The 25,523-nt window shown below is 73.6% G+C and carries 23 protein-coding genes; 11 read left to right on the top strand and 12 right to left on the bottom strand.

Annotated features, from left to right (window positions below; genetic code table 11):
- On the top strand, positions 1-931 hold a 931-nt coding region (locus C3489_RS34235; protein ID WP_103786022.1), incomplete at its 5' end, for an NAD-dependent epimerase/dehydratase family protein.
- Positions 928-1,917 carry a glycosyltransferase family 9 protein gene (locus C3489_RS34230; protein ID WP_103786021.1) on the top strand — a complete coding sequence of 330 codons (990 nt, stop codon included), beginning with the start codon at positions 928-930 and terminating at the stop codon, positions 1,915-1,917. The genes C3489_RS34235 and C3489_RS34230, both read left to right, overlap by 4 nt.
- 96 nt (positions 1,918-2,013) lie before the next feature.
- On the opposite strand, the gene C3489_RS34225 is transcribed toward C3489_RS34230, so the two are convergent.
- Positions 2,014-2,580: a hemerythrin domain-containing protein gene (locus C3489_RS34225; RefSeq protein WP_103786027.1), complete on the bottom strand. Its 567-nt coding sequence runs from the start codon at positions 2,578-2,580 to the stop codon at positions 2,014-2,016.
- 307 nt (positions 2,581-2,887) lie between these two features.
- Between C3489_RS34225 and C3489_RS34220 the strand changes: the two genes are divergently transcribed.
- On the top strand, positions 2,888-4,048 hold the full coding sequence (locus tag C3489_RS34220; protein WP_103786020.1) for a CaiB/BaiF CoA-transferase family protein: 1,161 nt from the start codon (positions 2,888-2,890) through the stop codon (positions 4,046-4,048).
- 21 nt (positions 4,049-4,069) lie between these two features.
- Here C3489_RS34220 and C3489_RS34215 read toward each other — a convergent pair whose 3' ends face one another.
- Positions 4,070-5,068, bottom strand: a complete 999-nt coding sequence (locus tag C3489_RS34215; protein ID WP_258055075.1) for a hypothetical protein — start codon at positions 5,066-5,068, stop codon at positions 4,070-4,072.
- 179 nt (positions 5,069-5,247) lie between these two features.
- Between C3489_RS34215 and C3489_RS34210 the strand changes: the two genes are divergently transcribed.
- The 3 genes from C3489_RS34210 to C3489_RS34200 all read left to right on the top strand — a co-directional run bounded on the left by C3489_RS34210 (position 5,248) and on the right by C3489_RS34200 (position 8,681).
- Positions 5,248-6,825 carry a hypothetical protein gene (locus C3489_RS34210; protein ID WP_181139961.1) on the top strand — a complete coding sequence of 526 codons (1,578 nt, stop codon included), beginning with the start codon at positions 5,248-5,250 and terminating at the stop codon, positions 6,823-6,825.
- A gap of 258 nt (positions 6,826-7,083) precedes the next feature.
- Positions 7,084-8,409: a lipase family protein gene (locus C3489_RS34205; RefSeq protein ID WP_103786019.1), complete on the top strand. Its 1,326-nt coding sequence runs from the start codon at positions 7,084-7,086 to the stop codon at positions 8,407-8,409.
- A 50-nt stretch (positions 8,410-8,459) separates the two neighbouring features.
- Entirely contained in the window at positions 8,460-8,681 is a 222-nt protein-coding gene (locus C3489_RS34200; protein WP_181139960.1) for a hypothetical protein, read from the top strand.
- Between the two features lie 63 nt (positions 8,682-8,744).
- Here C3489_RS34200 and C3489_RS34195 read toward each other — a convergent pair whose 3' ends face one another.
- Complete coding sequence (locus tag C3489_RS34195; RefSeq protein ID WP_258055074.1) at positions 8,745-9,074, bottom strand: ANTAR domain-containing protein; 330 nt, start codon at positions 9,072-9,074, stop codon at positions 8,745-8,747.
- Between the two features lie 349 nt (positions 9,075-9,423).
- On the opposite strand from C3489_RS34195, the gene C3489_RS34190 reads away from it, so the two are divergent.
- Both C3489_RS34190 and asnB read left to right on the top strand, forming a co-directional pair.
- Positions 9,424-9,717, top strand: a complete 294-nt coding sequence (locus tag C3489_RS34190; protein ID WP_103786017.1) for an ANTAR domain-containing protein — start codon at positions 9,424-9,426, stop codon at positions 9,715-9,717.
- Between the two features lie 304 nt (positions 9,718-10,021).
- Positions 10,022-11,863, top strand: coding sequence for an asparagine synthase (glutamine-hydrolyzing) (asnB, locus tag C3489_RS34185; RefSeq protein WP_103786016.1), 1,842 nt, complete (start codon positions 10,022-10,024; stop codon positions 11,861-11,863).
- Positions 11,864-11,870: 7 nt separating this feature from the next.
- Here asnB and C3489_RS34180 read toward each other — a convergent pair whose 3' ends face one another.
- The 8 genes from C3489_RS34180 to C3489_RS34145 all read right to left on the bottom strand — a co-directional run bounded on the left by C3489_RS34180 (position 11,871) and on the right by C3489_RS34145 (position 20,632).
- Positions 11,871-12,653 carry a maleylpyruvate isomerase family mycothiol-dependent enzyme gene (locus C3489_RS34180; RefSeq protein ID WP_103786015.1) on the bottom strand — a complete coding sequence of 261 codons (783 nt, stop codon included), beginning with the start codon at positions 12,651-12,653 and terminating at the stop codon, positions 11,871-11,873.
- A complete protein-coding gene (locus tag C3489_RS34175) occupies positions 12,650-14,560 on the bottom strand; it encodes a DUF2264 domain-containing protein (RefSeq protein ID WP_103786014.1) in 1,911 nt (636 codons plus the stop codon). The genes C3489_RS34180 and C3489_RS34175 overlap by 4 nt, the downstream gene beginning before the upstream one ends.
- Complete coding sequence (locus C3489_RS34170) at positions 14,557-15,588, bottom strand: hydroxyacid dehydrogenase (RefSeq protein WP_103786013.1); 1,032 nt, start codon at positions 15,586-15,588, stop codon at positions 14,557-14,559. Before C3489_RS34170 ends, C3489_RS34175 begins: the two co-directional genes overlap by 4 nt.
- 21 nt (positions 15,589-15,609) lie before the next feature.
- Positions 15,610-16,473, bottom strand: coding sequence for a carbohydrate ABC transporter permease (locus C3489_RS34165; protein WP_103786012.1), 864 nt, complete (start codon positions 16,471-16,473; stop codon positions 15,610-15,612).
- On the bottom strand, positions 16,470-17,438 hold the full coding sequence (locus tag C3489_RS34160) for a carbohydrate ABC transporter permease (protein WP_103786011.1): 969 nt from the start codon (positions 17,436-17,438) through the stop codon (positions 16,470-16,472). Before C3489_RS34160 ends, C3489_RS34165 begins: the two co-directional genes overlap by 4 nt.
- Positions 17,439-17,465: 27 nt before the next feature.
- Complete coding sequence (locus C3489_RS34155; RefSeq protein WP_103786010.1) at positions 17,466-18,806, bottom strand: ABC transporter substrate-binding protein; 1,341 nt, start codon at positions 18,804-18,806, stop codon at positions 17,466-17,468.
- A 136-nt stretch (positions 18,807-18,942) separates the two neighbouring features.
- The gene (locus C3489_RS34150; RefSeq protein WP_103786009.1) at positions 18,943-20,043 is read right to left on the bottom strand and encodes a substrate-binding domain-containing protein; all 1,101 of its coding nucleotides are present in this window, start codon (positions 20,041-20,043) and stop codon (positions 18,943-18,945) included.
- 127 nt (positions 20,044-20,170) lie between these two features.
- A complete protein-coding gene (locus C3489_RS34145; protein ID WP_103786008.1) occupies positions 20,171-20,632 on the bottom strand; it encodes a hypothetical protein in 462 nt (153 codons plus the stop codon).
- Between the two features lie 228 nt (positions 20,633-20,860).
- On the opposite strand from C3489_RS34145, the gene C3489_RS34140 reads away from it, so the two are divergent.
- The 3 genes from C3489_RS34140 to pgm all read left to right on the top strand — a co-directional run bounded on the left by C3489_RS34140 (position 20,861) and on the right by pgm (position 24,693).
- On the top strand, positions 20,861-21,694 hold the full coding sequence (locus tag C3489_RS34140; RefSeq protein WP_103786023.1) for a PP2C family protein-serine/threonine phosphatase: 834 nt from the start codon (positions 20,861-20,863) through the stop codon (positions 21,692-21,694).
- 169 nt (positions 21,695-21,863) lie between these two features.
- Positions 21,864-22,856, top strand: a complete 993-nt coding sequence (locus C3489_RS34135; RefSeq protein ID WP_181139959.1) for an MASE1 domain-containing protein — start codon at positions 21,864-21,866, stop codon at positions 22,854-22,856.
- 196 nt (positions 22,857-23,052) lie between these two features.
- Positions 23,053-24,693, top strand: coding sequence for a phosphoglucomutase (alpha-D-glucose-1,6-bisphosphate-dependent) (gene pgm / locus C3489_RS34130; protein ID WP_103786006.1), 1,641 nt, complete (start codon positions 23,053-23,055; stop codon positions 24,691-24,693).
- A gap of 62 nt (positions 24,694-24,755) precedes the next feature.
- On the opposite strand, the gene C3489_RS34125 is transcribed toward pgm, so the two are convergent.
- On the bottom strand, positions 24,756-25,454 hold the full coding sequence (locus C3489_RS34125; RefSeq protein WP_103786005.1) for an alpha/beta fold hydrolase: 699 nt from the start codon (positions 25,452-25,454) through the stop codon (positions 24,756-24,758).
- Positions 25,455-25,523: the final 69 nt, after the last annotated feature.

Here is a 25,523-nt window from a genome sequence, read left to right as displayed (position 1 = left end):
AGGGGCCGAAGTCGACTGTGTCGACGACCTCTCCACGGGCCGGCCCGAGAACGTCGCCCCCGTGGCCGACCGTCCGGGGTTCCGCTTCCTGGAGCTGGACGTGGCCGACCCGGCCTGCCCCGAGGCCCTCGGCGGCCCCTACGACCTGGTCCTGCACCTCGCCGGGCCCGCCTCGCCCGCCGACTGTCGGCGCCGCCCGCTGCAGACGCTGGACGCGGGCAGCCTCGGCACCCGCAACGCGCTCGGCATAGCCGACCGGGACGCGGCCCGCTTCCTGCTCGCCTCGGCCGGTGAGGCGTGCGACCTCACCGGCGGCGCCGGCCCGCCCCCGGCCACCGGTGACGGACACCCGTACGCCGACCCGGTCGGCCCGTGCAGCGCCTACGCGGAGGCCAAGCGCTTCTCCGAGGCGCTGGTCGCCGCCCACGCCGGCGCCTGCGGCAGCAACGCCGGCATCGTGCGCGTTTTCGACACCTACGGCCCTCGGATGCGCCCCGACGACGGCCGTCCGCTGTCCCGGCTGCTGGCCCGGGCCGAGCGCGGCCGGCCGGTCACCGTGTCCGGCGACGGCAGCCGCACCGTGTCCCTGTGCTACGTCGACGACGCCGTCGACGGGATGCTGCGCGTGGCCGCGGGCCGTTCGGTACGGCCCGTCGACATCGGCGGCGACGAAGAGGTGCCCCTCGCCGAGCTGGCCCGCCGGCTGATCGAGCTGACCGGTTGCGACGCGCCCCTGGAGTTCCTCGACGGCGTGGACAGCATGGACGGCGCGGACGACGGGCACCGGCCCGACACCGGCTTCGCCCGGGAACTGTTCGGCTGGCGGCCGAGGGTCTCCTGGCGGGAGGGCCTGGAGCGCACCCTGGCCGCCGCCCGGCCCGAACGCACCCCGGTGATCGTCGGCGCCGGCGGCAGCGGGTGGCTGTCGTGACGGCGCTGGTCGTCCGGCTCGACGGGTTCGACGGTGTCCTGCTGGCCGGGCCGGCCGTGCGCGCGGTGGCCGCCCGCACCGGCGACGTCACCCTGCTGTGCACCCGGCGCGGCGCACCGGCGGCCCGGCTGCTGCCCCATGTGCGCGACGTCGTCGTATGGGAACCGGCCGGTGACGAGGGGCCGCGGGGTGTCCCCGAGGGACAGGGGGACGGAGCCGACGGGCTCGGCGGTGGGGCCGAGGACCTGGTGCGGCGGCTGCGGGCGGCCGCGTACGACACCGCCGTGGTGCTCACCCCGTACGGGCACAGCCCGCTGCCCGTCGCCCGGCTGCTGCGCTCCGCACGCCGGGCGGCCTGGATCGGCGCCGACGGGGACGAGCCCGCCGGTGTCCTCGACGTGTGCCACCGCAGGCTGCCCGGCCGGCACGAGGCCGAGGCGGCGCTCGACACGGCCGCCGCCATGGGCTTTCGCCCCCGCACGGGCGACGACGGGCGGCTGCGGGTGCTCCCCGCGCCGGACACCGCCCAGCTCACCGGCGGGAACGGGCCGTACGTCGTGCTGCACCCCGGCGCTGCGGCGGGGTCTCCGGAGTGGGGCGCCGAGCGCTGTGCGCAGACCGCCGCCCTGCTCGCCGACGCCGGGCACCGGGTCGCCGTGACGGGGACGGCCCAGGAGGCCGCGGTCACCCGACGGGTCGCCGGCGTCACCGCCGTCGACCTGGGCGGGCGGACCTCTCCCCGCACGCTCGTCGGAGTGGTGCGGGGCGCCGACTGCGTCCTCGCCGGGGACGCGGACATCGCGCATCTGGCGGCGGCGGTCGGCACGCCCGTGGTGTCCCTGCCGTCCAAGGCGGCACCGGCGGGGGACCGGGCACCGTACAAGGTGCCCTCGGTCCTCTTCGGCGACGACGCCTGCCCCGGGGCGGAGCACGAGGCCACGCCGCTGGACGTGGTCGAGGCGGTCCGGCAGCTGCTGGCCGCCTGAGCCGGCACCCGGAACAGAAGACAGGAAACGCAAACGGGGGAAGGCCCGCCGGCTCCGAGGCGGCGGGCCTTCCCCCGTCGGGTTCTGTTCGGGGCGTCAGGCGTGCTTGCCGCGTCCCGACAGTGCGTCGCGCAGCCGGTCGACCAGTCCCGTGCCGGGCGCCAGCATCTTGTTGGCCGGCGGCTTGTCCGGGGCCGCGGGGTGCGGACGGGTCGGGGCCGTCTTCTTCGCCTGGCGCACCTTGTCGCCCAGCTTGTCCAGCGCCTCGGGAGGGCACGCCGCGCGGAGCCTGGGGAAGAGGTTGCCCTCCTCGTCGGCCACGTGCGACCGGATCTCGCTCATCAGCATGCCGATGAGCCGGTCGAACTCGGGGTCGGTCGCGTCGCAGCCCTCCAGATCCTTCATGATCTGCTCGGCCTTGGCGTGGTCCTCCAGCTCCTTGTCGGCGATCGCGTCGCCGCCGGGCACGTGCTCGCGCACCGCCGGGTACAGGTACGCCTCCTCGGCGACCGAGTGCCGCACCAGTTCCATCGTCACCTGGTCGGCATGGAGCTTGCGGTCCTTGCTGCCGGGCGGCAGCGCCTCGATCCGGCCGAACAGCTCTTCGACTTCCCGGTGATCGGTCACCAGTTCGTCGATGACGTTTCCTCCATGGCCAGCCATGTTCTTCACCTCCGGGCAGAACGCGGCGGTCCGGGACGGAGCCGCCGTGCGCCCCGAGTGCCCCGGCGCCTAGGCGGTTAACGCGGGGCTGGCACGGGGGACGACCCCCGCCACGGCCGGCAGGGCGGCCGTCCATTGGACGGATCGGCATACGGACAGGGGCTGGTGCGGGACATTCCGTCGAGTGCGCTCGCACGCGTCCGCCCGGAGAATGACGGCCGCACGTCCCCCGTTCGCACGCCTCACGCCCAGTCCTGAGCAGTCCGTTCGCCGTACGCCGGACGGGCCCGCATGGAAAGGAAGGCCGATGCCGCACAGCGCAGCAGCCCGCAGCCCCCTGGCCGGTGTTCTCGTCGCCGACTTCGGACGCGTCCTGGCCGCCCCGTACGCCACGATGCTGCTGGCGGACCTCGGCGCGGACGTGATCAAGGTGGAGCATCCGGACACCGGTGACGACACCCGTGCCTGGGGCCCTCCGCACGCCCATGGGGAGGCCACCTACTACCTCTCCGTCAACCGCAACAAGCGCTCGGTCGCGCTCGACCTGCGCGACGAGCGCGACCGCGGACGGGCCCGGGAGCTGGTGCGCCGCGCCGACGTCCTCTTCGAGAACTTCCGCCCCGGCACCATGGACAAGTACGGCCTGGGGCCCGGGGAGGCGCAGGAGCTGAACCCGGGCCTGGTGTACTGCTCGGTGACCGGTTTCGGCGACGGCCCGGGCGCGGCCCTGCCCGGCTACGACCTCCTCGTCCAGGCGGTGGGCGGGCTGATGAGCGTCACCGGTCCCGAGCCCGGGCAGCCCGTGAAGACCGGCGTGGCCGTCGTCGACGTCCTCACCGGGCTGCACGCGGCCGTCGGCGTGCTGTCGGCGCTGCGGCACCGCGACGCCACCGGCGAGGGCCAGCACGTGCGGGTCGACCTGCTGTCGTGCCTGCTGTCCAGCCTCGTCAACCAGGCCGGCGGCTACACCCTCGCGGGCAGTGTGCCGGGCATCCTCGGCAACCGGCATCCCTCGATCGCGCCGTACGAGGTGTTCCGGGCGAAGGACCGGCCGCTGGTCGTCGCGGTCGGCAACGACCGCCAGTTCGCGGCCCTGTGCCGGGGCCTGGACGCGCCCCATCTCGCCGCCGACCCGCGGTTCGCGACCAACGCCGACCGGGTGGCGCACGTCGACGAACTCGCCGCGCTGCTGGGGGAGTTGCTGGCCGAGCGGACCGCGGCCGACTGGTTCGACCGGCTCACCCCGCTCGGCGTGCCCTGCGGCCCGGTCAACGACCTGGCCCAGGCGTTCGACCTCGCGGACACCCTCGGGCTGCGTCCCCGGGCCACGGTCGGCGAGGCCGACGGGACTCCGATGGACCTGGTCGCGAACCCCATCGGCCTCTCCCGCACCCCGCCCCGCTACGACCGCCGCCCTCCCCGGCTCGGTGAGCACACCGACGACATCAAGGCGTGGCTGGACAGCTGACGGCCCGTCCGGGGGCGAGCATCACCCGGACGCGCCTCCCTGCGACCGCCACAGCTCCCCGGTGAGCCCCACCGGGTTCCCGGGCGGGATCAGGCGGCCGGCGAGGACCCGGCGGGCCAAGGGCTCCAGCAGGGTCGCCAGGCGCAGGGTGGCCGGCTCGCCGAGGGCCCGCCAGGGCTGCTCGGCGGCCGCGTCGGTGCGTGCCTCCACCGCCTCCCGCAGCGCCGTGCCCTCGGCGGTGAGGGCCCCGGCGGCGTCGAGGAGGCCGCGGGCGCGCAGTGTCTCCTGCGTGGCCTGCCAGGTGGCGAGGTCCCACTTGCGGCCCTCCCGCAGCAGCGCCGCGTCCGACTCGCCGGCCGCCGCCTTGAGGACCATCGCCGCGACCGGGCCGATGCCGCTGCCGACCAGCGCGGCGACATGCCCGTCGCCCCGGTGCTCGCGCAGCGTGGTCAGCGCCTGCCACAGCCGCACATGGGGCAGCCGGGGCGCAGGCAGGGCCTGGTTCGCTGCGCCGAGCACCCGGCCCGCCGTGTCGGCGGCCTCCGCCGCGGCCCAGGCCAGGTCGGCCGCCTCGGCCATGCGCGGCGAGGACACGGCGTCCGGCCCCAGGACCCGGGTCATCGCGGCGTCCATGGCACGCTCCCGTGCCGCGAGTACGGCCTCGGGGCTCGCGTACCGCCAGGCGTCCGGCAGCGCCCGCGCCACCCGGTCGGCGTGGAAGACGTAGAAGCTACTGGTCACGACGGGTGCCGCCACCGGGCCGAGCGGGGCGGCGCGCAGCGCGAAGTAGCCCATCCAGAACCCGCGCAGACCGAGACCGTCGGCGGCCTGCCGGGCCTCGGGCGCGAAGTACACGAGATCGTGCACGGGTTCGTAGCGCTCCCACATCATCCGTGCCGGCCCACCGCTCACGCCGTCCTCCGTCTTCCCTGTCGGCCGGCCGCTCTCGCCGTCCTCCGTCGTGCGTGCCAGTCCGTCGCCCAGGTCGCCCTCCCTCACCTGTGCCGGTCCGTCGCTCACGCCGTCCTCCTGCCGTCCGCCCGCATCGGGGGCACCGTCACTGGCAGCAGCATCCGTCATGACGGCTGTCATAACAAGTGCTCCAAGGATGCCGCGTCCGGTCCTCTGCCGATCGGGCCGTTCCGGCCCTACACTCCCAAAGCGCCCGCATCCGGGCGTAGTTGACGGGGGGAGCCGCCATGTCCGGGTACCCGTACGGCCCGAGCGGGCCGCAGTCCGTGCCGCCGCTGCCGCCGATGCCCCCGGGACGGCCCGCCCCGCCGCCCGCGGACGGCCTGCGCGCCGCCGCGGTGGCCCTGCTCAACCTCAGCGGCCTCGGGCTCGGTTACGCACTGCTGCGCCGTCCGCTCGCCATGGCCGCCTGCTGGGCCGCCACCGCCGTGCTGCTCCTGGTGGCCCTGCCCGCCGACGCGGACGGTGTGCCCGGCGCCGCTGTAGTCCTGTACGCCTCGGCGCTGGTGGCCGCCGCCGTCCACGGCGCCTTCGCCGGGCTGCGGACCCCGCTCGCCCGGCCGCCCCGCGCGTCGGTCGCGCTCCTGCTCGGCGTCGTGCTGCTCGCCGTACCGGCGTCAGGCGTGGTCCTGTACGACGGGGCCCGCGACGAGGCCGTGCAGCGGATGCTGCTGGACCGGCTGGAGACGGCCGACCGGCTCGTCCGGGCAGGCGGCACCCAGCCGTTCACCACGGCCGAGCCCGGCTACCGCCAGGCCCTGGCCGCCTACCGCGAACTGAGCGCGGACCACCCCGGCTCGCGCGCCGCGCGCCAGGTGCCCGGGCGGTTGCGCACGTACTACACGACGATCGGCGCACCCTACGACCGCAAGGACTACTGCGCGGCCATCGAACCGCTGACGTATCTGCGCACGGTGCCCGGCACCATGCCCGCGAAGAGCCTGGGCACCCTGGCGACCTGGCCCGACGACCGGCTCGCCACGTCGCTGTACGAGTGCGCGGCGAACGAGCTGTCGGGCGGCGGCGCCTCCTGGGCGGACCGGTTCGGCGACCTGCTGGCCGCCTTCCCCGGCTCCGCGCAGGCCGCCCGGGTCGAACCCGCGGTGCGGGCCGCCGTCGGCCGGGCCGAGCAGGACGTCCGCGGCACCGACCCGTGTGCCGCCGTCGAGCGGCTGCGCGGCCTCGGCACCCGGATCACCGACCTGTCCGACAGAAGCGCGAGCACCCGTGACGCGCTGGTGAGGGACGCCCGCCGGGCCGCCGGCAGCGCCGACGCCGGTGCCTACCCGTGCGGTGTCGACCAGTACAAGGACGGTGACTTCGCGACGGCGCAGAAGACCATGGAGGACTTCGCCGCCCGGCACCCGCACGACCGCAACCGGGCCCTCGCCCAGAAGATCGCCATCGCCGCCGAGGTCGCCCAGACCCTCCCGGAAGCCGGCAAGCGCCTGCCCACCACCGCCGGCGGGGGCAGCGTCTCCGTGACCGTCAAGAACGACAGCCCCGAGGACATCCGGGTGCTCTACACCGGTCCGGTCACCGGCAGCTTCACCCTGAAGGCCTGCGGGGGCTGCACCGCGTACGCCTGGGGCAGCACCCTCGATCCGGCCTTCAAGCCGTGCGGCGACAGTGGCCGGAACTACCCGCAGCGCACCGTCCAACTGCCGCCCGGCACCACCTGGTTCGTGCACAAGTCGGTCGCCGGCAGCACCTCCGCCGGCTCGGACACGGCCAAGCTGTCCCCGGACTACATCTACACGGAGTGCGCCTACACCACGCAGGGGATCGGGGCCACCACCTCCTGAAGGCGCTGAAGCGGCGGGTCCGGTTGTGCGCTGCGCACCCGCAATCAGACGCTGAGTCAAATTACTGAACCGTAACCTACTTCCCAGTACCGGCGGTAACCCCTGCCCGGTTAGCGTCTCGGCAACCCACCAGCAGCGGCGCGGGGGCGGTTCACGGGCGACGGCCCGCCCGGGCGCCGCCGACTCCGTGTGCCCGGGCGACGCGCGGTGCCCGCCGCACCGGAGGCTTCCTGCCGGCCGCTTCTCAGGAGGTTCCCCATGCCCGCACCCAGACGGCTCCTGGCCGTGGCGGTGACCACCGCCGCCTGCCTCGGCGCCCAGGCCCTCGCGGCCACGGCGGCCCACGCGGCGGACCCGGTCGTCTCCCGGGGCGTCACGATCCCCGCCTTCTACACCCCGCCCGCCGACCTGCCCCACGCCGACGGCACCCTCGTCCGCAGCGAACCGCTCCCGCTGGCACTGAGCCTGCCGAGCCTGCACGGGCCGCTGCCCGGCGAGGCCACGCGCCTGATGTACAAGTCGACCGACGCGAACGGGCAGCCGATGGCCGTCACCGGCGCCTACATCGAGCCGACGGCCGCCTGGACGGGCGGCGGCCCCCGCCCGCTCGTCGTCGTCGCGCCCGGCACCATGGGGCAGGGCGACCAGTGCGCCGCCTCCCTCGGCCTGGAGCACCCGCTGCGGTTCAACGGCCGCACGGTCTCCGTCGGCTACGAGGACCTGTCGATCTACCGCCTGCTGTCCTCGGGCGCCGCCGTGGTCGTCACCGACTACGCGGGTCTCGGCGCCACCGACCGGCTGCACACCTACGTCAACCGGGTCGACGAGGCCCACGCCGTCCTGGACGCCGCCCGCGCCGCCCGCTCGGTGCGCGGCGCGTCGGTCACCGCCGGCTCCCGGGTCGGTCTGTTCGGCTACAGCCAGGGCGGCGGGGCGGCCGCGGCGGCCGCCGAACTCCAGCCCTCCTACGCCCCGGACGTGCACCTGGCCGGCACTTACGCCGGCGCCCCGCCCGCCGACCTGACGGAGGTCACCAAGGGCATCGACGGCACCGAACTGACCGGCGCCCTCGGCTGGTCCCTCAACGGCTTCCTGCAGTCCGACCCGTCCCTGAAGCCCATCGCAGACGCGCACCTCAACGACGCCGGCCGGGCCGCCCTCGCCGACCTGTCGACCATGTGCGTGGGAGACGCCATCTTCCACTACGCCTACCGGCGCAGCACCCGGTGGACCACCGACGGCTCCTCGCTCGGCGAGATCATCGCCGCCACGCCCCGGCTCCAGGCTTTCCTGGACACCCAGCGGATCGGCAAGCTGAAGCCGGCCGGCCCGGTCCGGGTGGCGACCGGCGTCAACGACAACCTGGTGCCGCACGGCCAGGCCCGCCGGCTCGCCGTCGACTGGTGCGCCCTGGGCGCGGACGTCACGTACCGGCCGGTGGCGCTGCCGAACCTGGTCAGCCCGCTGATCAACCACTTCGGTCCGCTGCTGGCCGACCAGGGCGACGCGGTGTCCTGGCTGACCGACCGGCTTGAGGGCCGGCCGGCGCAGAACACCTGCGCGAGCCTTCCGGCGCAGCGCTGACATCGCCGGGAGGGGATGCGCGGCGGCCGGGGGCGGGTGATCCTTGAGCCATGTCCGCGCAGCGTCCCGTCATCGTGCATCCGCCGTCCCCGACGGGGGGACGGCGGGTGCGGGTGGACGGCGAGATCCTGGGCCTGGCGCACAGCCGGGCGGACGTCGTGGAGTTCCTGCGCCGGGCCGGTCTGGAGATCGAGGCCGAGGAACTGGCCGACTCGCCGCTGATCGACTGGCGCGGCGTCGGCCCCGACGAGTGGGGCGTCGACCGGCCCTGAACGGGCTCGCTCAGGGCGCAGGGTGGCGGCCGCTTCGGCGGATCGTGCGGCGGCCACGCGGATTCAGCGGGGCGTCCGGTGGCCGAGCCGGGCCGCCAGCTGCGCGCGGATGTCCGGGTCCAGTTCACCGGTGGTTCCCCAGGCGACGACCTGTTCGGCCACCCGGCGGAGCTTGACGTTGGTGCACATCGACGTCTCGCGCAGCGCGTCCCACGCCTCGGCCGGGGTCACCCGGCCGACCGCGACGACCACGCCGATCGCCTGGTCGATCACGGCGTGGGACACCATCGCCTGCCGCAGCTGGGCGACGGTCGCCTCCAGCTCGGCGATCCGTACGGACGAGTGCTGCGGCTCCCGGAGCGCACCGGGAAGCCGATCGGCGTGGACGTCCACGTCGCCTCCGCGGAAAGTCGGGACATCGGCAGTTCGTGAAGTCAGCAATGTTCGGCGCGATGACATACGCCTGCCCGGCAAGGCCCCGGGCAACCCCCTCCGCCGGCGGTTCGGCGGTCCCCTCCACCGTCACACCACGGGTGGAACACCGCAACAGCGGCCCGGGCGGGCAGGCTTCCCCCGGGCGAGCCGTGCCCGGTTGCGTTTTGCGGACAGGCCGTGGAAGGGCCTTTCGTTTCGCGTGTGGTGCGCGGGCGCCGCCTGGTGAAAGCTTGGTCCGTTCTGTGCCGGGGTGTGCCACGAGGACCGCGGCCCGACGTGTCCATCCGAAGGGAGCCGGGCGGCGCGCATGTCCGAAGACCACGACCTCGTCGAGAAGATCACCGCCCTGCACGAGGAAGTCGCCCGGCTGCGCCTGGCCGTGGCCTCCGACGCCGTGGTCGACCAGGCCATCGGCGTCGTCATCACGCTCGGCACGCTCCGCCCGGAGGAGGGCTGGGAGGTGCTCCAGGCCGTCGCCCGCCAGACCGGCACCAAGCTGCTGGACGTCGCCGACCACCTGGTCAGGTGGGCCCACAGCGGCTGGCTGCCCGACACGCTCGAACAGGCGCTGGACGCCGCGCTGACCCGCGACGCGCGCTGACCCGCGATCCCCGGTGGGCCACCGCTGCGGCGGCGGTTTTTCAGAAGTCTTTGCCCATGGCCGGTTCCTGACGACCTGATGCCGGAACAGAGCCTCCGAAGGTTTTCGCGCATGTAAAGAGCGGCTGGAATCCCCGGGTCACCAGGGCTGCCGAGGTGCCGTCCGGGTTGACCGGACATGGGGCGGAGGCGCACGGTCGGAATGTAGATGGCCATTACAACTGGTTCGCCGCGGCAACCGTAACGGTCGTGAACACGCAGGTCGAGGCGGTTGCCACCGGCGCACCGGAAGCAGGAGGCGGGACATGTGCGGCATCACCGGCTGGGTCTCCTTCGACCGTGACCTCAGTGCCGAGCGCGCCACATGGGAGGCGATGACCGAGACGATGGCCTGCCGCGGCCCGGACGACGCCGGCACCTGGGCCCAGGGCCCGTCCGCGCTCGGGCACCGCAGGCTCGCGATCATCGACCTGCCCGGCGGACGCCAGCCGATGACCGCCGAGACACCCGAGGGGACCGTCGCCCTGGTCTACTCGGGCGAGACCTACAACTTCACCGAGCTGCGCCGCGAACTCACCGGACGCGGCCACCGCTTCACCACGGACTCCGACACCGAGGTGGTCCTGCGCGGCTACCTCCAATGGGGCGAGGCCGTCGCCGAACGCCTCAACGGCATGTACGCCTTCGCCGTCTGGGACGCCCGGCACGACAGGCTCGTGATGATCCGCGACCGCATGGGCATCAAGCCGCTCTACTACCGCCCGACCCCGGACGGCGTCCTGTTCGGCTCCGAGCCCAAGGCGATCCTCGCCAACCCGCTGGCCCCGGCCCGGGTACGCCTCGACGGGCTGCGCGAACTGTTCACCATGATCAAGACGCCCGGGCACGCCGTCTGGGACGGCATGCGCGAGGTCGAGCCCGGCACCGTCGTCACCGTGGACCGCGCCGGACTGCGCGCCCGCGCCTACTGGCGCCTCACGACCCGGCCGCACACCGACGACCGCGACACCACCGTCGCCACCGTGCGCACCCTGCTGGACGACATCGTCCGCCGCCAGCTCGTCGCCGACGTGCCCCGCTGCACTCTGCTCTCCGGCGGCCTCGACTCCTCCGCCATGACCGCCCTGGCCGCCCGGCAGCTCGCCGCGCACGGCGAGAAGGTGCGCAGCTTCGCCGTCGACTTCGCCGGCCAGAGCGAGAACTTCGTCGCCGACGAACTGCGCGGTACCCCCGACACCCCGTTCGTGCACGACGTGGTCCGCACCGCGCACACCGACCACCAGGACATCGTGCTCGACGCGCAGGCCCTCGCCGACCCGGAGGTACGGGTCAGGGTGATCCGCGCCCGCGACCTGCCGGCGGGCCTCGGCGACATGGACGCCTCCCTCCACCTGCTGTTCCGCGCCATCCGCGAGCACTCCACCGTCGCCCTGTCGGGGGAGTCGGCCGACGAGGTCTTCGGCGGCTATCTGCAGTTCTTCGACGAGGACGCCCGCCGCGCCGACACCTTCCCCTGGCTGGTGCGCATGGGCCGCCACTTCGGCGAGGACACCGAGGTGCTGCGCCCCGACCTGCTGCGCACCCTGGACCTGCCCGGCTACGTCGCCGACGGCTACCGCACCGCCGTCGCCGGCGTCGAACGCCTCGCCGGCGAGAGCGACTTCGAGTACCGGATGCGGCAGATCTGCCATCTGCACCTGACCCGGTTCGTCCGCATCCTGCTCGACCGCAAGGACCGCGCCAGCATGGCCGTGGGCCTGGAGGTGCGCGTCCCGTTCTGCGACCACCGGCTCGTCGAGTACGTCTACAACACACCCTGGTCGCTGAAGTCCTTCGACGGCCGGGAGAAGAGCCTGCTGCGGGAGGCCACCGCCGACCTGCTGCCGAAGTCCGTCTACGACCGGGTCAAGAGCCCCTACCCCTCCACCCAGGACCCCAAGTACGCCGCCGCCCTCCAGGACCACGCCAAGGACCTGCTGGCCCGTCCCTCCCACCCGGTCTTCGACCTCGTCGACCGCGACCGGGTGCGCCGGACGGCCGAGCGCACCGCGCCGGTGAGCGCGCAGGCCGAGCGGCGCGGCCTGGAGCGCACTCTGGACCTGGCGACCTGGCTGGACCTGTACCACCCGACGATCGAGACGAACTGACCGCCGGTCAGTTCAGCCAGAAGCCGGTCCGCCGCAGCCACAGATCGAGCAGCGGGCGCTCCCCGCGGATGTCGAGGCGGTCGTGGGCGGGCCGGCCGTACATGAGCAGCAGCAGGTCGGCGAGCGGACCGCGCACGGTCACCGCCGCCGGCCCGCTGCCGTGCTCCCAGCGCGGACCGTCGGGGGCGAGGTCGACGAACCACTCCTGCCCGGGGGCGTCGCTCGCCGTGAAGCACAGGCCGCGTCCCTCGCCGAGCAGCGAAGCGCCGCCCTCGCCCCCCTCGTACGCCTCGGGCAGCAGACCGAACCCCATCCACACGTCGAGCCCGTGCCGGGCGACGGCCGGGTCCAGGGTGTAGTCCGCGCCGACGGTCCAGGCCGCGTCGGCGCGGTGCACCACCGTCTCGTACAGCGCGTGCCGCGCCCAGAAGGTCACCGGCTGATCCGGCATCGCGGTCCACACGCGCACGTCCTCACCGGCGTCGGCGAACGCCTCCACCAGCTCCCGCGCCCCCTCGGCGAGCCAGCCGCCGAGGGCCGCGGGATCGCGGTCGTCATAGTGGAAGACGTCGTCGACCAGGTCGTGCGGCACCTCGTCGGTGGCCCGGGTCCGCACGATCGTCTCCACCCACCGGTGCGCCCCGCCCACGTGCCGGACCAGCTGCCCGAGGTTCCAGGCGGGGCAGGTGGGGACGCGCCCGGCGAGGTCGGCGTCCTTGAGCAGAGCGCGGAACATGGCGGTCTGGTCGAGGATTTCGGAGCAGTACCGTTCGAGGGTCCAGGTGGTCACCCGGCCACCCTAGGAGACCGACGGCACTCGGCCTGGGTGACTCCCACCGGATCGAAGGTGATCGTCGTACGGGCCCCTCCCTTCTCCCAGACGACTGTCACCTCGGTCTCCGTCACCCTCACGTCGGTCACGGCGCCCGCGAGGTCGGCGCCGCCCCCGAGCGCGGCCAGGCAGACATGGACGGACGTACCGCCGGCCTCGCCCGTGAGGCGCGGCACCTCCGCCCAGCGTGTGTACGCCGTGCCCTGCGGTGCGCGGACCGTCCCCGCCGGACCGTCGAAGCCGTGCAGCGGGTGCAGTGCGGAGACCAGGTCCTCCTCCGGACCGGTGGCCCACCCGGTCTGGCTCACCCGTGCCCCGGCCGGCGCCCCGTCCACGCGGTGCACCCGCAGCTCGTACGGTCCCCGGGCCACCGTCACGCTCTCCACCCGCAGCCCCGGCACCATCGGGGGGCCACCCGCGAACACCGGCAGGTGCCAGGACGCCGCCCAGCCCCAGCCGTCGCCGTGCCCGGCACCGAGCGGACGGATGCGGCGCCGCACGCTGCGGTGACCGTCGACCTCCACCGCCAGATGGTTGTCCGCGACGTTCCCCGGCGCGGTCGGCCCGGTCCGTGTGGAGTACGCCTGCCGCCCGTAGTGCGGGTCGTCCTCGGCCGCGTTCTCGCCCTCGTGCGGGCGCACATGGTCGCTGCCGTGGTTGTGCAGCCGTACGATCCCGTCGGCGCGCGTCGCCTGCACGAGCAGGCCCGGCGCCGGCAGCGCCAGCACCCGGTCGGCCTCCTCCACCGGCGCGGGCTCCTCCCGCGCGGTCCACAGCGCGTGGCCGTCCCCGGCGAGCAGCGCGACGAACGCCTTGGACGCCCAGTAGGGGGAGGCCGGCCCGGAGTAGGTCTGCAGGCTCGCCTCGTGCGGACCGTGCCAGCCCAGCGTCAGCAGCCCGTCCTCGCTCAGCGCACCCCGCTCCAGGAAGTAGCGCAGACTGCCGCTCGCCAGCCGGCGCGAGACGCCCGGCGCCAGCGGCGTGTACCCCGTCAGCGCGCCCAGCGACACGGCCGCCGAGGCGGCGAAGCGGTACGTCAGCGACCGCCCGAAGTGCAGTGGCGCCCCGTCCCCGCCGAACGTCAGCGCATGGCCCTGAAGGTGCTCGCGCAGCCGGGCGCCGTAGCGCTCCAGCTGCTCACGGTCGCCGGACAGATGGGCGTCGAGCACCGGATACAGGTGCAGCGCCCAGCCGTTGTAGTGGTCGAAGGCCCGCCCGTCGCCGTCGGCGTACCAGCCGTCGCCCCGGTACCAGCCCTCCATCAGCTCCAGCGCACGCTGCCGGGCCGCGGCGGTCTCGGCGTCACCTCGGCCCACCGACTCCAGGAACCCGGCCACCGTGTAGGGGAACAGGTACCAGTTGTTCGGCGCGGGCGTGTGCCGCAGCGCCCCGCGCAGCCACTCCTCGGCGCGGTCCTGCACCCCGGAATCCAGCTGCTTCCACAGCCAGGGCGCGGTCAGCCTGAGCCCGAGCGCGACCGACGCGGACTCCACCATCGGCTGGCCCTGCACATCGTGGTCGAGGATCAGCGGCCATGACTCGGTGTCGTCCCGCCCGGCGGTGCGGGTGCCTGCGGCGAGCCCCTCGGCGTACCGCTCCAGCCAGCCGTGCGGATCATCGCCGCCCGCGCCCGCCACCCGGAACGCGGCGGCCAGGAAGGTGCGCGCGTACCCCTCCAGCCCGTCGGAGCGCACACCCGAGCGCGAGGGCCGGCCCGGCAGGTCCAGCAGCGCGCCGCCCGGGGTGCGCCACCGCCAGGCCGCCGCGAGGAGCCCGTCCGCGACGGCCTCCCAGTGGGCGCGGGTGTAGCCGGTGTGCGGGCTCGCCGTCCGGTCCTTTGGCGGCAGTTCGAAGGGGATGCTCATGCGAGGAAGGCCAGCCTTTCGCGTCGTACGGGGTGGAGGAATCCGGCGCCGGAGGCCCAGCGGGCGGTCTCGGCGACGGCCAGGTCGGCAAGACGGCGCCATTCGTTGCCCTGGGAACCGGCGAGGTGCGGGGTGATGAGCACGTCGGGGCAGTCCCACAGCGGATGGTCCGGCGGCAGCACCTCGGGATCGGTGACGTCCAGGACGGCGCGGATGCGGCCCGCCAGCACGGCGTCCGTGAGCGCCGCCTGGTCGATCACCGCGCCGCGGGCGGTGTTGATCAGCACCGCGTCGGGCCGCATCGACTCGATCAGCGTCCGCCCGACCAGGCCACGGGTCTCGGGCAGCAGCGGTGTGTGCACGCTGACGGTGTCCGAGCGGGTGAACAGCTCGGCGAGTCCCACACGCTCGACGCCCAGTACGGCGGCGTCGGCGTCGGTGACGTACGGGTCGTGCAGCAGGACCTCCACGTCGTGCGGGCGCAGCAGTTCGATGACCCGGCGGCCGATGAGGGACGCCGAGAGGATGCCGACCGTGCGGTGGTGGTTGCCGACCGAGCGGGGCGTGGCCAGCCAGTCGGCGCGGCGGCGGGCGGCGCGGTAGTCGCGTGCCCCTTCCAGCACCCGCTTGCCGGTCAGCAGGATCATCGACAGCGTGTACTCGGCGACCGGCAGCGCGTTGGCCGCGGCCGCCGAGGACACCTCGATGCCGCGTTCCCAGCAGGCCTCGGTGACATGGCCGCGCACGCTGCCCGCGGTGTGCACGACCGCCCGCAGCCGGGGCGCCGCCGCCAGCACCGCCTCGTCCAGCGGCGGGCAGCCCCAGCCGGTGACCAGCAGATCGGCGTCGGCGAGCAGCGACCGGGCCCGGTCGGTGGTCAGGTCGTCCAGCACCGGCGGCGGCACGAGGTCGCAGACCCTGCCGAGCGCGGCCAGCGATTCGGGGTCCAGGACGGCCGCGGCGGCGGCCCGGGACATGGCGAGGACGGCGCGCGGGCGGAAGCCGGGGCCCGGCGATGACACGGTCATGGAACTCCTGTCGTGCGGGGCTTACTTGACGGCGCCGGCGGTCAGACCGCTGCGCCAGAAACGCTGGAGCAGGACGAAGGCGGCGATGAGGGGCAGGACGGCGAGCAGCGAACCCATGATCACCACCGGGTAGTACTCCGGCGAGACGGACGCGGAGCTGTTCCACGTGTACAGGCCGAGGCTGACCGGATACAGGTCCTGGTCGGACAGCATCACCATGGGCAGGAAGAAGTTGTTCCAGATGGCCGTGAGCTGGAAGAGGAAAACCGTGACCAGCCCCGGCCCGAGCATCCGGAACGCCACGCGGGCGTACGTCGTCAGCTCGCCCGCCCCGTCGATCCGGGCCGCCTCCAGCACCTCGTCGGGCACATGGCCCTGGGCGAAGATCCGGCCGAGATAGACGCCGAACGGGTTGAACAGCACCGGTACGAACACCGCCCAGAAGGTGTTCACCAGCCCGGCCTTGGAGGCCATCAGATACAGCGGCAGCGCCAGCACCGTCTGCGGCACCATCACCGCGGCGAGCACCAGCCCGAACAGCTTCTCCTTGTGCCGGAAGCCGTACTTGTCGAAGGCGTATCCGCAGGCCACGCTGATCAGCGCGCCGATCGCGGCGCCGAGCACCGCGTACAGCAGGCTGTTGAGGTACCAGCGGCCGTACTGCCCGTCGTCCATCGCGAACAGGTCGCGCAGGTTGCCGCCGAAGGAGAAGCCGCTCGGCGACAGCAGGTCGCTGCCGAACAACGCGTCACGGTTCTTCGCGGCGGCCAGCACCAGCCACACCACCGGCAGCAGCGTGTACAGCACGGACACGCCGACGACGACATTGACGGTGGCCCGGCCCAGGAACCTGGGGCGCGACAGGGTGCTGTCGGCGGCGCTCATCGGGCCTCCTTGGCGTCGGCGCGGCTGGTGAAGCGGGTCACGCCGTAGGACAGGGCGATGGTGAACAGCAGCAGCACCACGGAGGCGGCCGCGGCGAGGCCGTAGTTGTTGCGGGTGAACGCCGCGTCGTAGATGTACATGCTGGGCGAGAACCGGGAGTTGATCATCGGTGAGGACTGGCTGAGCAGCATGGGCTCGGTGAACAGCTGCAGCGCCCAGATCAGCGTGAACATCGCCACCATCACGATCGACGCGCGGATCAGCGGCGTCTTGACCTGGAGCGCGGTGCGCACCGGCCCGGCCCCGTCGACCACGGACGCCTCGATCACCTCGCGCGGAACGGCCTGCAGTGCGGCGTAGAAGACCACCATGTTGTAACCGAGGTTGCTCCACAGGGCGATGTTCACGATGGACGGCAGCACGGTGTGCAGCCCGAGGAAGTCCAGGTGGATGTCGGCCTTGGCGAACAGGTCGATGACCGGGCTGATGCCGGGCGTGTACAGGTACAGCCAGATCAGCGCGGCGATGATGCCGGGCACGGCGTGCGGCAGGAAGAGCCCGAGTTGCGCCCAGGCCCGCAGCCGTACGACACCGGAGTCCAGCAGCAGGGCCAGGGCGAGCGCGCCGGCGACCATGAGCGGGATGTAGATCAGGCAGTACAGGGCGACCGTGCCGAGCCCGCCGAGGAAGGTCGGGTCGGTGAGCACGGCGGTGTAGCTGCGCAGGCCGACGAAGACGGTGCGTTCGGGGCCGAAGCCGAGCCCGGGCTGGTCGTCGCTGTAGAAGCTGAGGTAGACGGCCGTTGCCACCGGGATCAGGAAGACGGTGACCAGCAGCGCGAAGAACGGCGTCATCAGCACGCCGGCCGCGGTCAGTCGCCGGCGCCGGGCCGCCCGGCGGGCGCGGGAGGCGGGCGCCGGTGCGTCGGCGGGCGCCGTGCGCCGCGGGGTCGCGGTCAGGGCCATGGGTTTCTCACCTGCCTTTCGGGCGGCTCAGGTGGTGTGCTCGGTGGTGGACAGGCCGAGGGCCTTGAGGTCGGGCATGGTGCCGTCCTGGGCCGTGCGCAGGGAGTCGACGAGGGTGCCCTGACCCGCGCCGACCCGGGCGAAGGAGTCCTGCATGACCTTCTGCGTGGCGGTCATCCTCGGGCCCCACACCCAGCCGTCGCGGATCTTGGCGGCCTCCTGCGCGAAGAGGCGGTAGATGTCCTGACCGCCGTAGTAGGACCGGTCGAAGGCCTCCCGGCCGACGGCGACCAGGGCGGTCGCGGCCGGGTACTGGCTGCTGGTGCCGCTGGACAGGCGGGCGCGCAGCGCGTCGGGGTGGGAGACCTGCCACTCGATGAACTCCATCGCGGCCTCGGGGTGCCGGCTGTCCTTGGTGACGGCGAACGTGGAACCGCCGTGCGTGCCGACACAGGGCCGGCCGGTGTCCCACTGCGGCAGCGGGGCGATCCGCCACAGCCCCTTCTGGCCGGGCCGCGCCTTCATCTGCGCGCCCGCGTCCCAGGCGCCGCTCAGCCGGGTCAGCACCAGACCGTTCGCGATCTGGGCGTCCGCCTGACGGCTCTCCACCGCGTTCACGAACACGTCGTCACGGTCGATGAGCCGCTGCCAGTACTCCGCGACCCGCCGGGAGGGCGCGTCGGCGAGGGACACGTTCCAGGTTCCGCCCCGGGTGTCGAACCAGTGCGCGCCGGCCTGCCAGGCGTACGCGGCGAACTGGGTTCCGCCGTCGGTCGGGAACAGCACCAGGCGCCGCCCGGGAGCCTTGCGGCGTACCGTGCGGGCCAGGTCGGCGAACTCCTCCCAGGTCCGCGGGAGCTGGAGCCCGTACCGCTCGAACAGGTCGGCCCGGTAGTGCATGACCATCGGTTCGACGTCCAGCGGCACGCTGAACAGGCGGCCCTCGAACGTGGTGAGCCCCAGCGCCTGCGGCAGCAGCCTGGCCCGCAGCGCGTCGCTGACCAGGCCGGTGATGTCCCGGGCGACGCCGTCGATCGCGAAGCCGGGCACCTGCGGGTACTCGATCGTCGCGACGTCGGGCGCGTTGCCGGCCCGCGCGGCGTTGCTGAGCTTGGCGTAGCCGCCCTGCCCGCCCGAGGGGATCTGCTGGAACTCGACCTGGACGGTCCGGTGGGTGCGGTTGAACGCGTCGACGACCTCCTTGCTGCCGCGCAGCGCGGACCAGAAGGTGATGCGTGTGACGGTGCTGCTGCGTGACCGTGCGTCGGCTGCGCCGCTGCACGCGCTGACGCCTGCGGCGAGCGGCGCCGCGGTCATCGCGGCGAGCACGGACCGACGGCTGGGTCGACGGCCTGGTCGACCGGGCATGGTGCCTCCCGCGGCTCCTGCGTGTTGGGGACACGGCTGTTCGGGGACACCCGCATCCTCAGGTGGCCGACCACAAGCGGTCAATAGATCGATCAGAAGAAAATAAAACGTTCAAACGCTCATGCGCGCCGGTGTCTCACTCACCCGTCTCCGGCGCCCGGGTCGAGCCGCGCACCATCAGCGACGGCAGCAGCTCGACACGCTGCACCGGGCCGGCCGCCGCCGTGCCGCCCCGGCCCAGACGCCGCAGCAGCAGCTCGGCCGCCACCCGGCCCACCTCCGCCTTCGGCGGGGCCACCGCCGTCAGCGGGGTGCTGCCGAGCGCGGCCACCACGTCGTCGTACGCCACGACCGAGCAGTCCTCCGGCACCCGCACCCCGTTGTCCGCCAGCTGCTGGACCAGCATCAGCGCGTCCACGTCACCGTGCAGGACGGCGCCCGTCGCGCCCACCTTGCGCAGCATCGCCGACAGCTGGGCGCTCTCCTGATCGCCGTACGGCCCGTCCTGCCCCGCCTCCGGCGCGCTGAGCAGCCAGGCCCACTCCTCGACCAGCGGATGCGCCTCGGCGATCTCCCGGAAAGCGGCCCGCAGCGTGCGCGCGGTCGGGCTGTCGTCGCGGGTGGCGAACACCAGACGCCGGTGGCCGAGCCCGACCAGATGCTCCACGGCGAGATGGGCGCCGTACAAGTGGTCGGAGCACACGGAGTCCATCGCGTGCAGCGCGCTGCCCGGCCGCGGACGCCGCTCCATCAGCACCGCGGGCACCTCCAGCGCGGCCAGCCACGCGTAGTCGGCCTCCTCCGCGGCCCGGCTGCGCCAGCGCGGCGCCAGCAGCAGCCCCCGGGCGCCGTCCGTCAGAGCCCGCTCCACCAGCGGCCGTTCGGCACCCGCGACCTGGGGCGCGATGTGCAGCGCGATCCGCAGGCCGGCCTGCTCCAGCACCGTGCGGGCGCCGTGCAGGGCCTCGTAGAGGTACGAATGCCGCTCGGGTACGACGACGGCGACCGCGTCCCCTTCGACGGCCTCCCCGGCGGGCATCTCCTGCGCCGCCAGCGCCGAGCGCACGACACCGTGCCCGCGCCGCAGCCTTCCCTCGCGGGTCAGCTCCTCCACGTCCCGGCGCACCGTCACCACCGACACCTGGAGCTCCGCCGCGAGATCGCGCACCCGGGCGGAGCCGCGCGACTGCACCGCCGCAAGAATCCGTTGACGCCTGAGCTCGACCGGCTCCCGCACGAGGCCTCCCCCACCCGGAGATGTTCGTTTGAGCGAATGGGCTCATCATAACGATCGTCTCCGCGGCGGGGAGAGGCCGCGAAGGATTCCCCGGGGCCGGCCGGTTCTTCGGGGGGCGCCGGCGGCGTCAGTCCCAGAGCGGGTAGGTGACCACGCGGTCGAATCCGCTCGGCCGGCCGTCGCTGTAGGTCAGCGTCATACGGGTGTAGTGCTGCGTCTGCGGGTGCTTCTTCCACGCCTTCGGCCGGTCCAGCCGTACCGTCACCGCGTACGAGTGGAAGTGGCCCGCCGCGCAGTACGGCTTGCAGTCGTTGACCGCGTTGACCCCCTCGGCCACCGCCACGCCCGTGTCCCACTGCTTCCAGTGCAGCGAACTCAGCCGGCTGTTGCCGTCGCCGCAGGCCAGGATGAAGTCGGCGGGGCGCACCTGCGGATGGAACAGGCAGTCCACGAGCACGGGCCGCGGCGCGTGCCGCGCGGCGGGGGCGGTGTGGGCGGCCGCGGACGCCGAGGACACCGGTCCCGTCGCCGCCGCGAGTGAGGCGACGGCACACAGGGTGAAGGCCGCCCTCAGCGTGTTCTTGCGCATGGTTTTGCTCCCGCTGTCGTACGCACCGCACCTCGTCGCCCGGCACGAAAGGTGCGACCGTCTCATGCCGGGCGACGGTTCTGCTCCGACGGTACGGCCACGTCGCGTGACGCACCACCCGTACGGAGCAGGCCGCCCCTGTCACGCTCGGCACCGCTATCATCCTCTAAACGCGGAAATCAGGTGTTTCGTCCATGAAGCAGGGCTTTCGTCCCGGCCGGAGTGATCATGTCCCGCAAGCGCCCGTCGGACGACGGCGACGAGCTGCTGGCCAGGCTCGGTGCCCTGACCGCGCAGGCACGCGAGCGCGCGGAACTGCAGCGCTCGCAGGTCGAGCTGGCCATCGCCCTGCAGCGCGGCATGCTCCCGGCCCACCTGCCCACCGCTCCCGGCTTCCACCTGGCCGTCCAGTACACCCCGGCCAACTCGGGGCTGAGCGTCGGCGGTGACTGGTACGACGCGTTCACCCTGCCCGACGGCCGCATCGGGCTGTCCATCGGTGACGTACAGGGCCACAACATCGACGCCGCCGCCTTCATGGGCCAGGTCCGGGTCGCCCTGCGCGCGCTGGCCTCCGTCACCAGCCACCCGGGCGAACTGCTCAGCCGGACGAACGACCTGCTGCTGTCCCTCGGCAACGATCTCTTCGCCACCTGCACCTTCATCCGGCTCGACCCGGCCACCGGGCTGCTGGAGAGCGCCCGGGCCGGACACATACCGTTCGTCTGGGCCACGGCCGACGGCCGCTCCGGCATCGCCGAGGGCGAGGGCGGGCCGCCGCTGGGCGTCCTGGACGGCATCGCCTACCCGGTGGCCCGGCACCACCTCACCACCGGCGGCGTGTTCGTCCTCGTCACCGACGGAGTGGTCGAGGGACCCGCGCTCGGCGTCGACGAAGGCCTCGACCAGGTGGTGCGGCTCGCCGGCATCGCCGCGGTCGCCGGTCTGGAGGCCACGTCGCTCGCCGCCGCGGTGATCAGGGGCGCGGAACGCGTCGGCCACGCCGACGACGCGGCCGTCCTGGTCGTCGGCCACGACGGGGTGGGGCCGCACCGGCGGTGACCGTGACGTGCGGCCGGCCCAGTGCGGCTGTCAGGCCCCGCCGGTCACCCGAACGGCGTTGCGGGGCGGGACAAGGTACGACGCCCGGGGCGACCCGGCGTGCCGGACTCCGCCATAGGGCGGGATCCCGGCGCGTCCCGCCTCGCCGGCACGGGGGCGCCGGTGTCTCATGGCTGCTGTGGTGGCTACCCAGGACCTGCGGCGACCGGCCGTGCTCACGCTCCAGGCGCTGGCCGTCGCCGCCTGCTACTACGCGGCCGGCCGACTCGGGCTGATGCGCCAGCTCGTGGTCGAGAGCTCGGTCGTCACCCCCATCTGGCCCGCGTCCGGTGTGGCCGTGGCCGCCCTGCTGATCCTCGGGCTCGCCGTCTGGCCCGGCATCGCCCTCGGCACGCTGCTCGTCATCGAGTCCATCGCCTCCGTCCAGCTCGACGTCCTCGGCACCATCCTGGGCAACACCCTCGCCCCTGTCTGCGCCTGCCTGATGCTGCGCCGAGCCGGCTTCCGGCTCAGCCTGAGCCGGTTACGCGACGGACTCCTGCTGGTCTTCCTCGGTGCCCTGACCGCCATGCTCATCAGCTCCTTCGCGGGCGTCGGGCTGCTCGTCGCCACCGGCAAACTGCCCACCGACGACTTCTGGCCGGTGTGGCTCGCCTGGTGGGTGGGCGACGCCATGGGCGTCCTGATCGTCACCCCGCTGCTGCTCATGCTGTACACGCTGCGCCGGCCGCTGCCGCTGACCCGGTGGAAGGAGGCCGTGGTCCTCGCCCTCATCACCTGCGCGCTGGTCCCGCTGTCCACCCACTCCACGCTGAGCGTGCTCTTCCTCGTCTACCCGCTGCTGATCTGGGCGGCCCTGCGCTTCCGTCTCGCCGGCAGCATGCTGTGCGCGCTGCTCACCTCCGTCCTGGCCACGGTCGCCGCCACCGACCGCGTGGGGCCCTTCGCCGATCTCACCCGCATCGAAGTGATGATCAAGCTCCAGGCCTTCAACGGCTCCATGGCCCTGACCGCCCTGCTGCTGTCGGCCGTGATCACCGAACAGCTCAACACCCGCCGCTCGGTGGAACGGGCCTGCCAGGAACTCGTCGAGGTCCTCGAACACCTCACCGCCGGCGAGCCACCACCACGCCGCGCCCCCGGAGAACACACCGACCGGTGACCGGGCCCCGACCTATGGGCGTCGCCCCCGTGTCCCCCCGCCTCGGTCGCGCGCACCCAGGTACCGGGCCCGCCCGGCCGCACCGTCCGGCCCCCGGCCGGTCCCCACTCTCGCGGGATGTGCGTGTGACCTGGAAAGATGAGCGGGGTCAAAGAGGACCGACAAGGGACCAACCCAACCGGAGGAGCGGGCACACATGCAGCACGAGCGAGCGGGCAAGCAGGCCGGACCCGAGGACCTCGTCGACGTCGCCCGGCTGGTCACCGCGTACTACACGCTGCACCCCGACCCGGCCGAACCGGGCCAGCGCGTCGCGTTCGGCACGTCCGGCCACCGCGGCTCGTCGCTGGCGACCGCCTTCAACGAGGACCACATCGCCGCCACCAGCCAGGCCATCTGCGAGTACCGGCAGGCCCAGGGCATCGACGGACCCCTCTTCCTGGGCGCGGACACCCACGCGCTGTCCGAGCCGGCCAAGGCGACCGCCCTGGAGGTGTTCGCCGCCAACGACGTCACCGTGCTCATCGACAGCGCGGACGGCTACACCCCGACCCCGGCGCTCTCGCACGCCATCCTCACGCACAACCGGGGCCGGACCTCGGGTCTCGCCGACGGTGTCGTCGTCACCCCCTCGCACAATCCGCCCGCGGACGGCGGCTTCAAGTACAACCCGCCGAACGGCGGCCCCGCCGCCTCCGAGGCGACCTCCTGGATCCAGGACCGCGCCAACGACATCATCCGCGCCGGCCTGAAGGACGTCCGCCGCATCTCCTACGCCCGCGCCCTGGCCGCCCCCACCACCGGCCGCTACGACTACCTCGGCGCCTACGTCGCCGACCTGCCGAGCGTCCTCGACCTGGACGCGGTGCGCGCGGCCGGCGTCCGCATCGGCGCCGACCCGCTGGGCGGGGCGTCCGTGGCGTACTGGGGCCGGATCGCAGAGCAGCACGGCATCGACCTGACCGTGGTCAACCCGCTCACCGACCCCACCTGGCGGTTCATGACGCTGGACTGGGACGGCAAGATCCGGATGGACTGCTCCTCGCCCAACGCCATGGCGTCGCTCATCGCCCAGCGCGACCGCTTCCAGATCGCCACGGGCAACGACGCCGACGCCGACCGGCACGGCATCGTCACCCCGGACGCCGGCCTGATGAACCCCAACCACTACCTGGCCGTCGCCATCGACTACCTCTACCGCCACCGCGAGCAGTGGCCCGCCGACGCCGGCATCGGCAAGACGCTGGTGTCGTCCGCGATGATCGACCGGGTCGCCGAGGGCCTCGGCCGCCGCCTGGTCGAGGTGCCCGTCGGCTTCAAGTGGTTCGTCGACGGGCTGGTCGACGGCTCCCTCGGCTTCGGCGGCGAGGAGTCGGCCGGCGCGTCCTTCCTGCGCCGCGACGGCTCGGTGTGGACCACCGACAAGGACGGCATCCTGCTCGCGCTGCTGGCCTCGGAGATCATCGCGGTCACCGGCAAGACCCCCTCGCAGCACTACGCCGACCTCACGGCCCGCTACGGCGAGCCCGCCTACGCCCGCACCGACGCGCCCGCCACCCGCGAGGAGAAGGCGCTGCTCGGCAAGTTGTCCCCGGCCCAGGTCGGCGCCGACACCCTGGCCGGCGAGGCCGTCACCGGTGTCCTCACCGAGGCCCCCGGCAACGGCGCCGCCATCGGCGGCATCAAGGTGAGCACCGCCAACGCCTGGTTCGCGGCCCGCCCCTCCGGCACGGAGGACGTGTACAAGATCTACGCCGAGTCCTTCCTCGGCCCCGACCACCTGAGCCGGGTCCAGGAGGAGGCCAAGGGCGTGGTCCTGGCGGCCCTCGGCGGCTGAGCCGCTCACCGTCCCGCGGACGGCCTCTTCGGCAACCGACGCCGAAGAGGCCGTCTCCCGGGTCATATCCAGCCGTCGAGCGCGTTCACGAACCCTTCCAGGTCGTCGCGGTGCAGGGTGTGCCCGGCGCCCGCGACCGTGCGGACCTCGAAGCCCCGGCCGCGCAGCAGCTCCGCGTCGCCCGGCCCGACCAGGAAGCTGGGGTCGGCGAGCGCCACCATCGACGGCACCACGGCGTGCTGGGGCAGGAAGCCGCCCAGGGGCTCGCCGCCGAGGAAGCGGGCGGTGTGCGGGTCCCAGTCGGCGAGCGTGGCCAGCTCCACGTCGACGTCCTCGTCCGACCAGCGCGGGTTGAGGGCGGTGATCTGCTCCCGCGAGGCGTTCTTGAAACCGGCGAACACCGCAGGGTCGACGGCCGCCTCGGGATCGGCGGTGGACCAGGCCGGGTCGGCGTAGACCGCGCGGCTCGGCCGCAGACGGTCCACCGCGAGCAGCAGGGACAGCCCGCCGAGCGAGTGCCCGATGGCCAGCTCCGCACCGGCCGGCAGGGTGTCGACCAGGTCGTCGGCGAACAGCTCGGGCGAGTAGGCGGCGGCACGCGGCGAACTGCCGTGGCCGCGCAGGTCGACGGCGATCACGCGGTAGCCGCGGTCGGCGAGCAACGGGCCGACCCGGTGCCAGGTGCGGGCGTCGGACATGATGCCGTGGACCAGCAGGGCGACGCGGTCGCCGGTACCCCATTCACGGGTGTTGAGCAGCACGGTCGTCGGTCTTCCTTTCCTGTGGCCCGCTCGCGCGGGCGGTGTGGGGGCAGATGGGTGGTTCGGCGG

It is taken from the genome of Streptomyces sp. Ru71, from assembly GCF_002920535.1.
GTDB lineage: Bacteria > Actinomycetota > Actinomycetes > Streptomycetales > Streptomycetaceae > Streptomyces.
The sequence above is the reverse complement of the archived record's forward strand: the minus strand, read 5'-3'. Positions and strand labels throughout refer to the sequence as shown.

Excerpts from the sequence above, each read along its gene's own strand:
- C3489_RS34225 (WP_103786027.1), bottom strand. The coding sequence starts at position 2,580 with ATGGCTGGCCATGGAGGAAACGTCATCGACGAACTGGTGACCGATCAC.
- C3489_RS34220 (WP_103786020.1), top strand. The coding sequence starts at position 2,888 with ATGCCGCACAGCGCAGCAGCCCGCAGCCCCCTGGCCGGTGTTCTCGTC.
- C3489_RS34210 (WP_181139961.1), top strand. The coding sequence starts at position 5,248 with ATGTCCGGGTACCCGTACGGCCCGAGCGGGCCGCAGTCCGTGCCGCCG.
- C3489_RS34205 (WP_103786019.1), top strand. The coding sequence starts at position 7,084 with ATGCCCGCACCCAGACGGCTCCTGGCCGTGGCGGTGACCACCGCCGCC.
- C3489_RS34200 (WP_181139960.1), top strand. The coding sequence starts at position 8,460 with ATGTCCGCGCAGCGTCCCGTCATCGTGCATCCGCCGTCCCCGACGGGG.
- C3489_RS34190 (WP_103786017.1), top strand. The coding sequence starts at position 9,424 with ATGTCCGAAGACCACGACCTCGTCGAGAAGATCACCGCCCTGCACGAG.
- asnB (WP_103786016.1), top strand. The coding sequence starts at position 10,022 with ATGTGCGGCATCACCGGCTGGGTCTCCTTCGACCGTGACCTCAGTGCC.
- C3489_RS34175 (WP_103786014.1), bottom strand. The coding sequence starts at position 14,560 with ATGAGCATCCCCTTCGAACTGCCGCCAAAGGACCGGACGGCGAGCCCG.
- C3489_RS34170 (WP_103786013.1), bottom strand. The coding sequence starts at position 15,588 with ATGACCGTGTCATCGCCGGGCCCCGGCTTCCGCCCGCGCGCCGTCCTC.
- C3489_RS34165 (WP_103786012.1), bottom strand. The coding sequence starts at position 16,473 with ATGAGCGCCGCCGACAGCACCCTGTCGCGCCCCAGGTTCCTGGGCCGG.
- C3489_RS34160 (WP_103786011.1), bottom strand. The coding sequence starts at position 17,438 with ATGGCCCTGACCGCGACCCCGCGGCGCACGGCGCCCGCCGACGCACCG.
- C3489_RS34155 (WP_103786010.1), bottom strand. The coding sequence starts at position 18,806 with ATGCCCGGTCGACCAGGCCGTCGACCCAGCCGTCGGTCCGTGCTCGCC.
- C3489_RS34145 (WP_103786008.1), bottom strand. The coding sequence starts at position 20,632 with ATGCGCAAGAACACGCTGAGGGCGGCCTTCACCCTGTGTGCCGTCGCC.
- C3489_RS34140 (WP_103786023.1), top strand. The coding sequence starts at position 20,861 with ATGTCCCGCAAGCGCCCGTCGGACGACGGCGACGAGCTGCTGGCCAGG.
- C3489_RS34135 (WP_181139959.1), top strand. The coding sequence starts at position 21,864 with ATGGCTGCTGTGGTGGCTACCCAGGACCTGCGGCGACCGGCCGTGCTC.
- pgm (WP_103786006.1), top strand. The coding sequence starts at position 23,053 with ATGCAGCACGAGCGAGCGGGCAAGCAGGCCGGACCCGAGGACCTCGTC.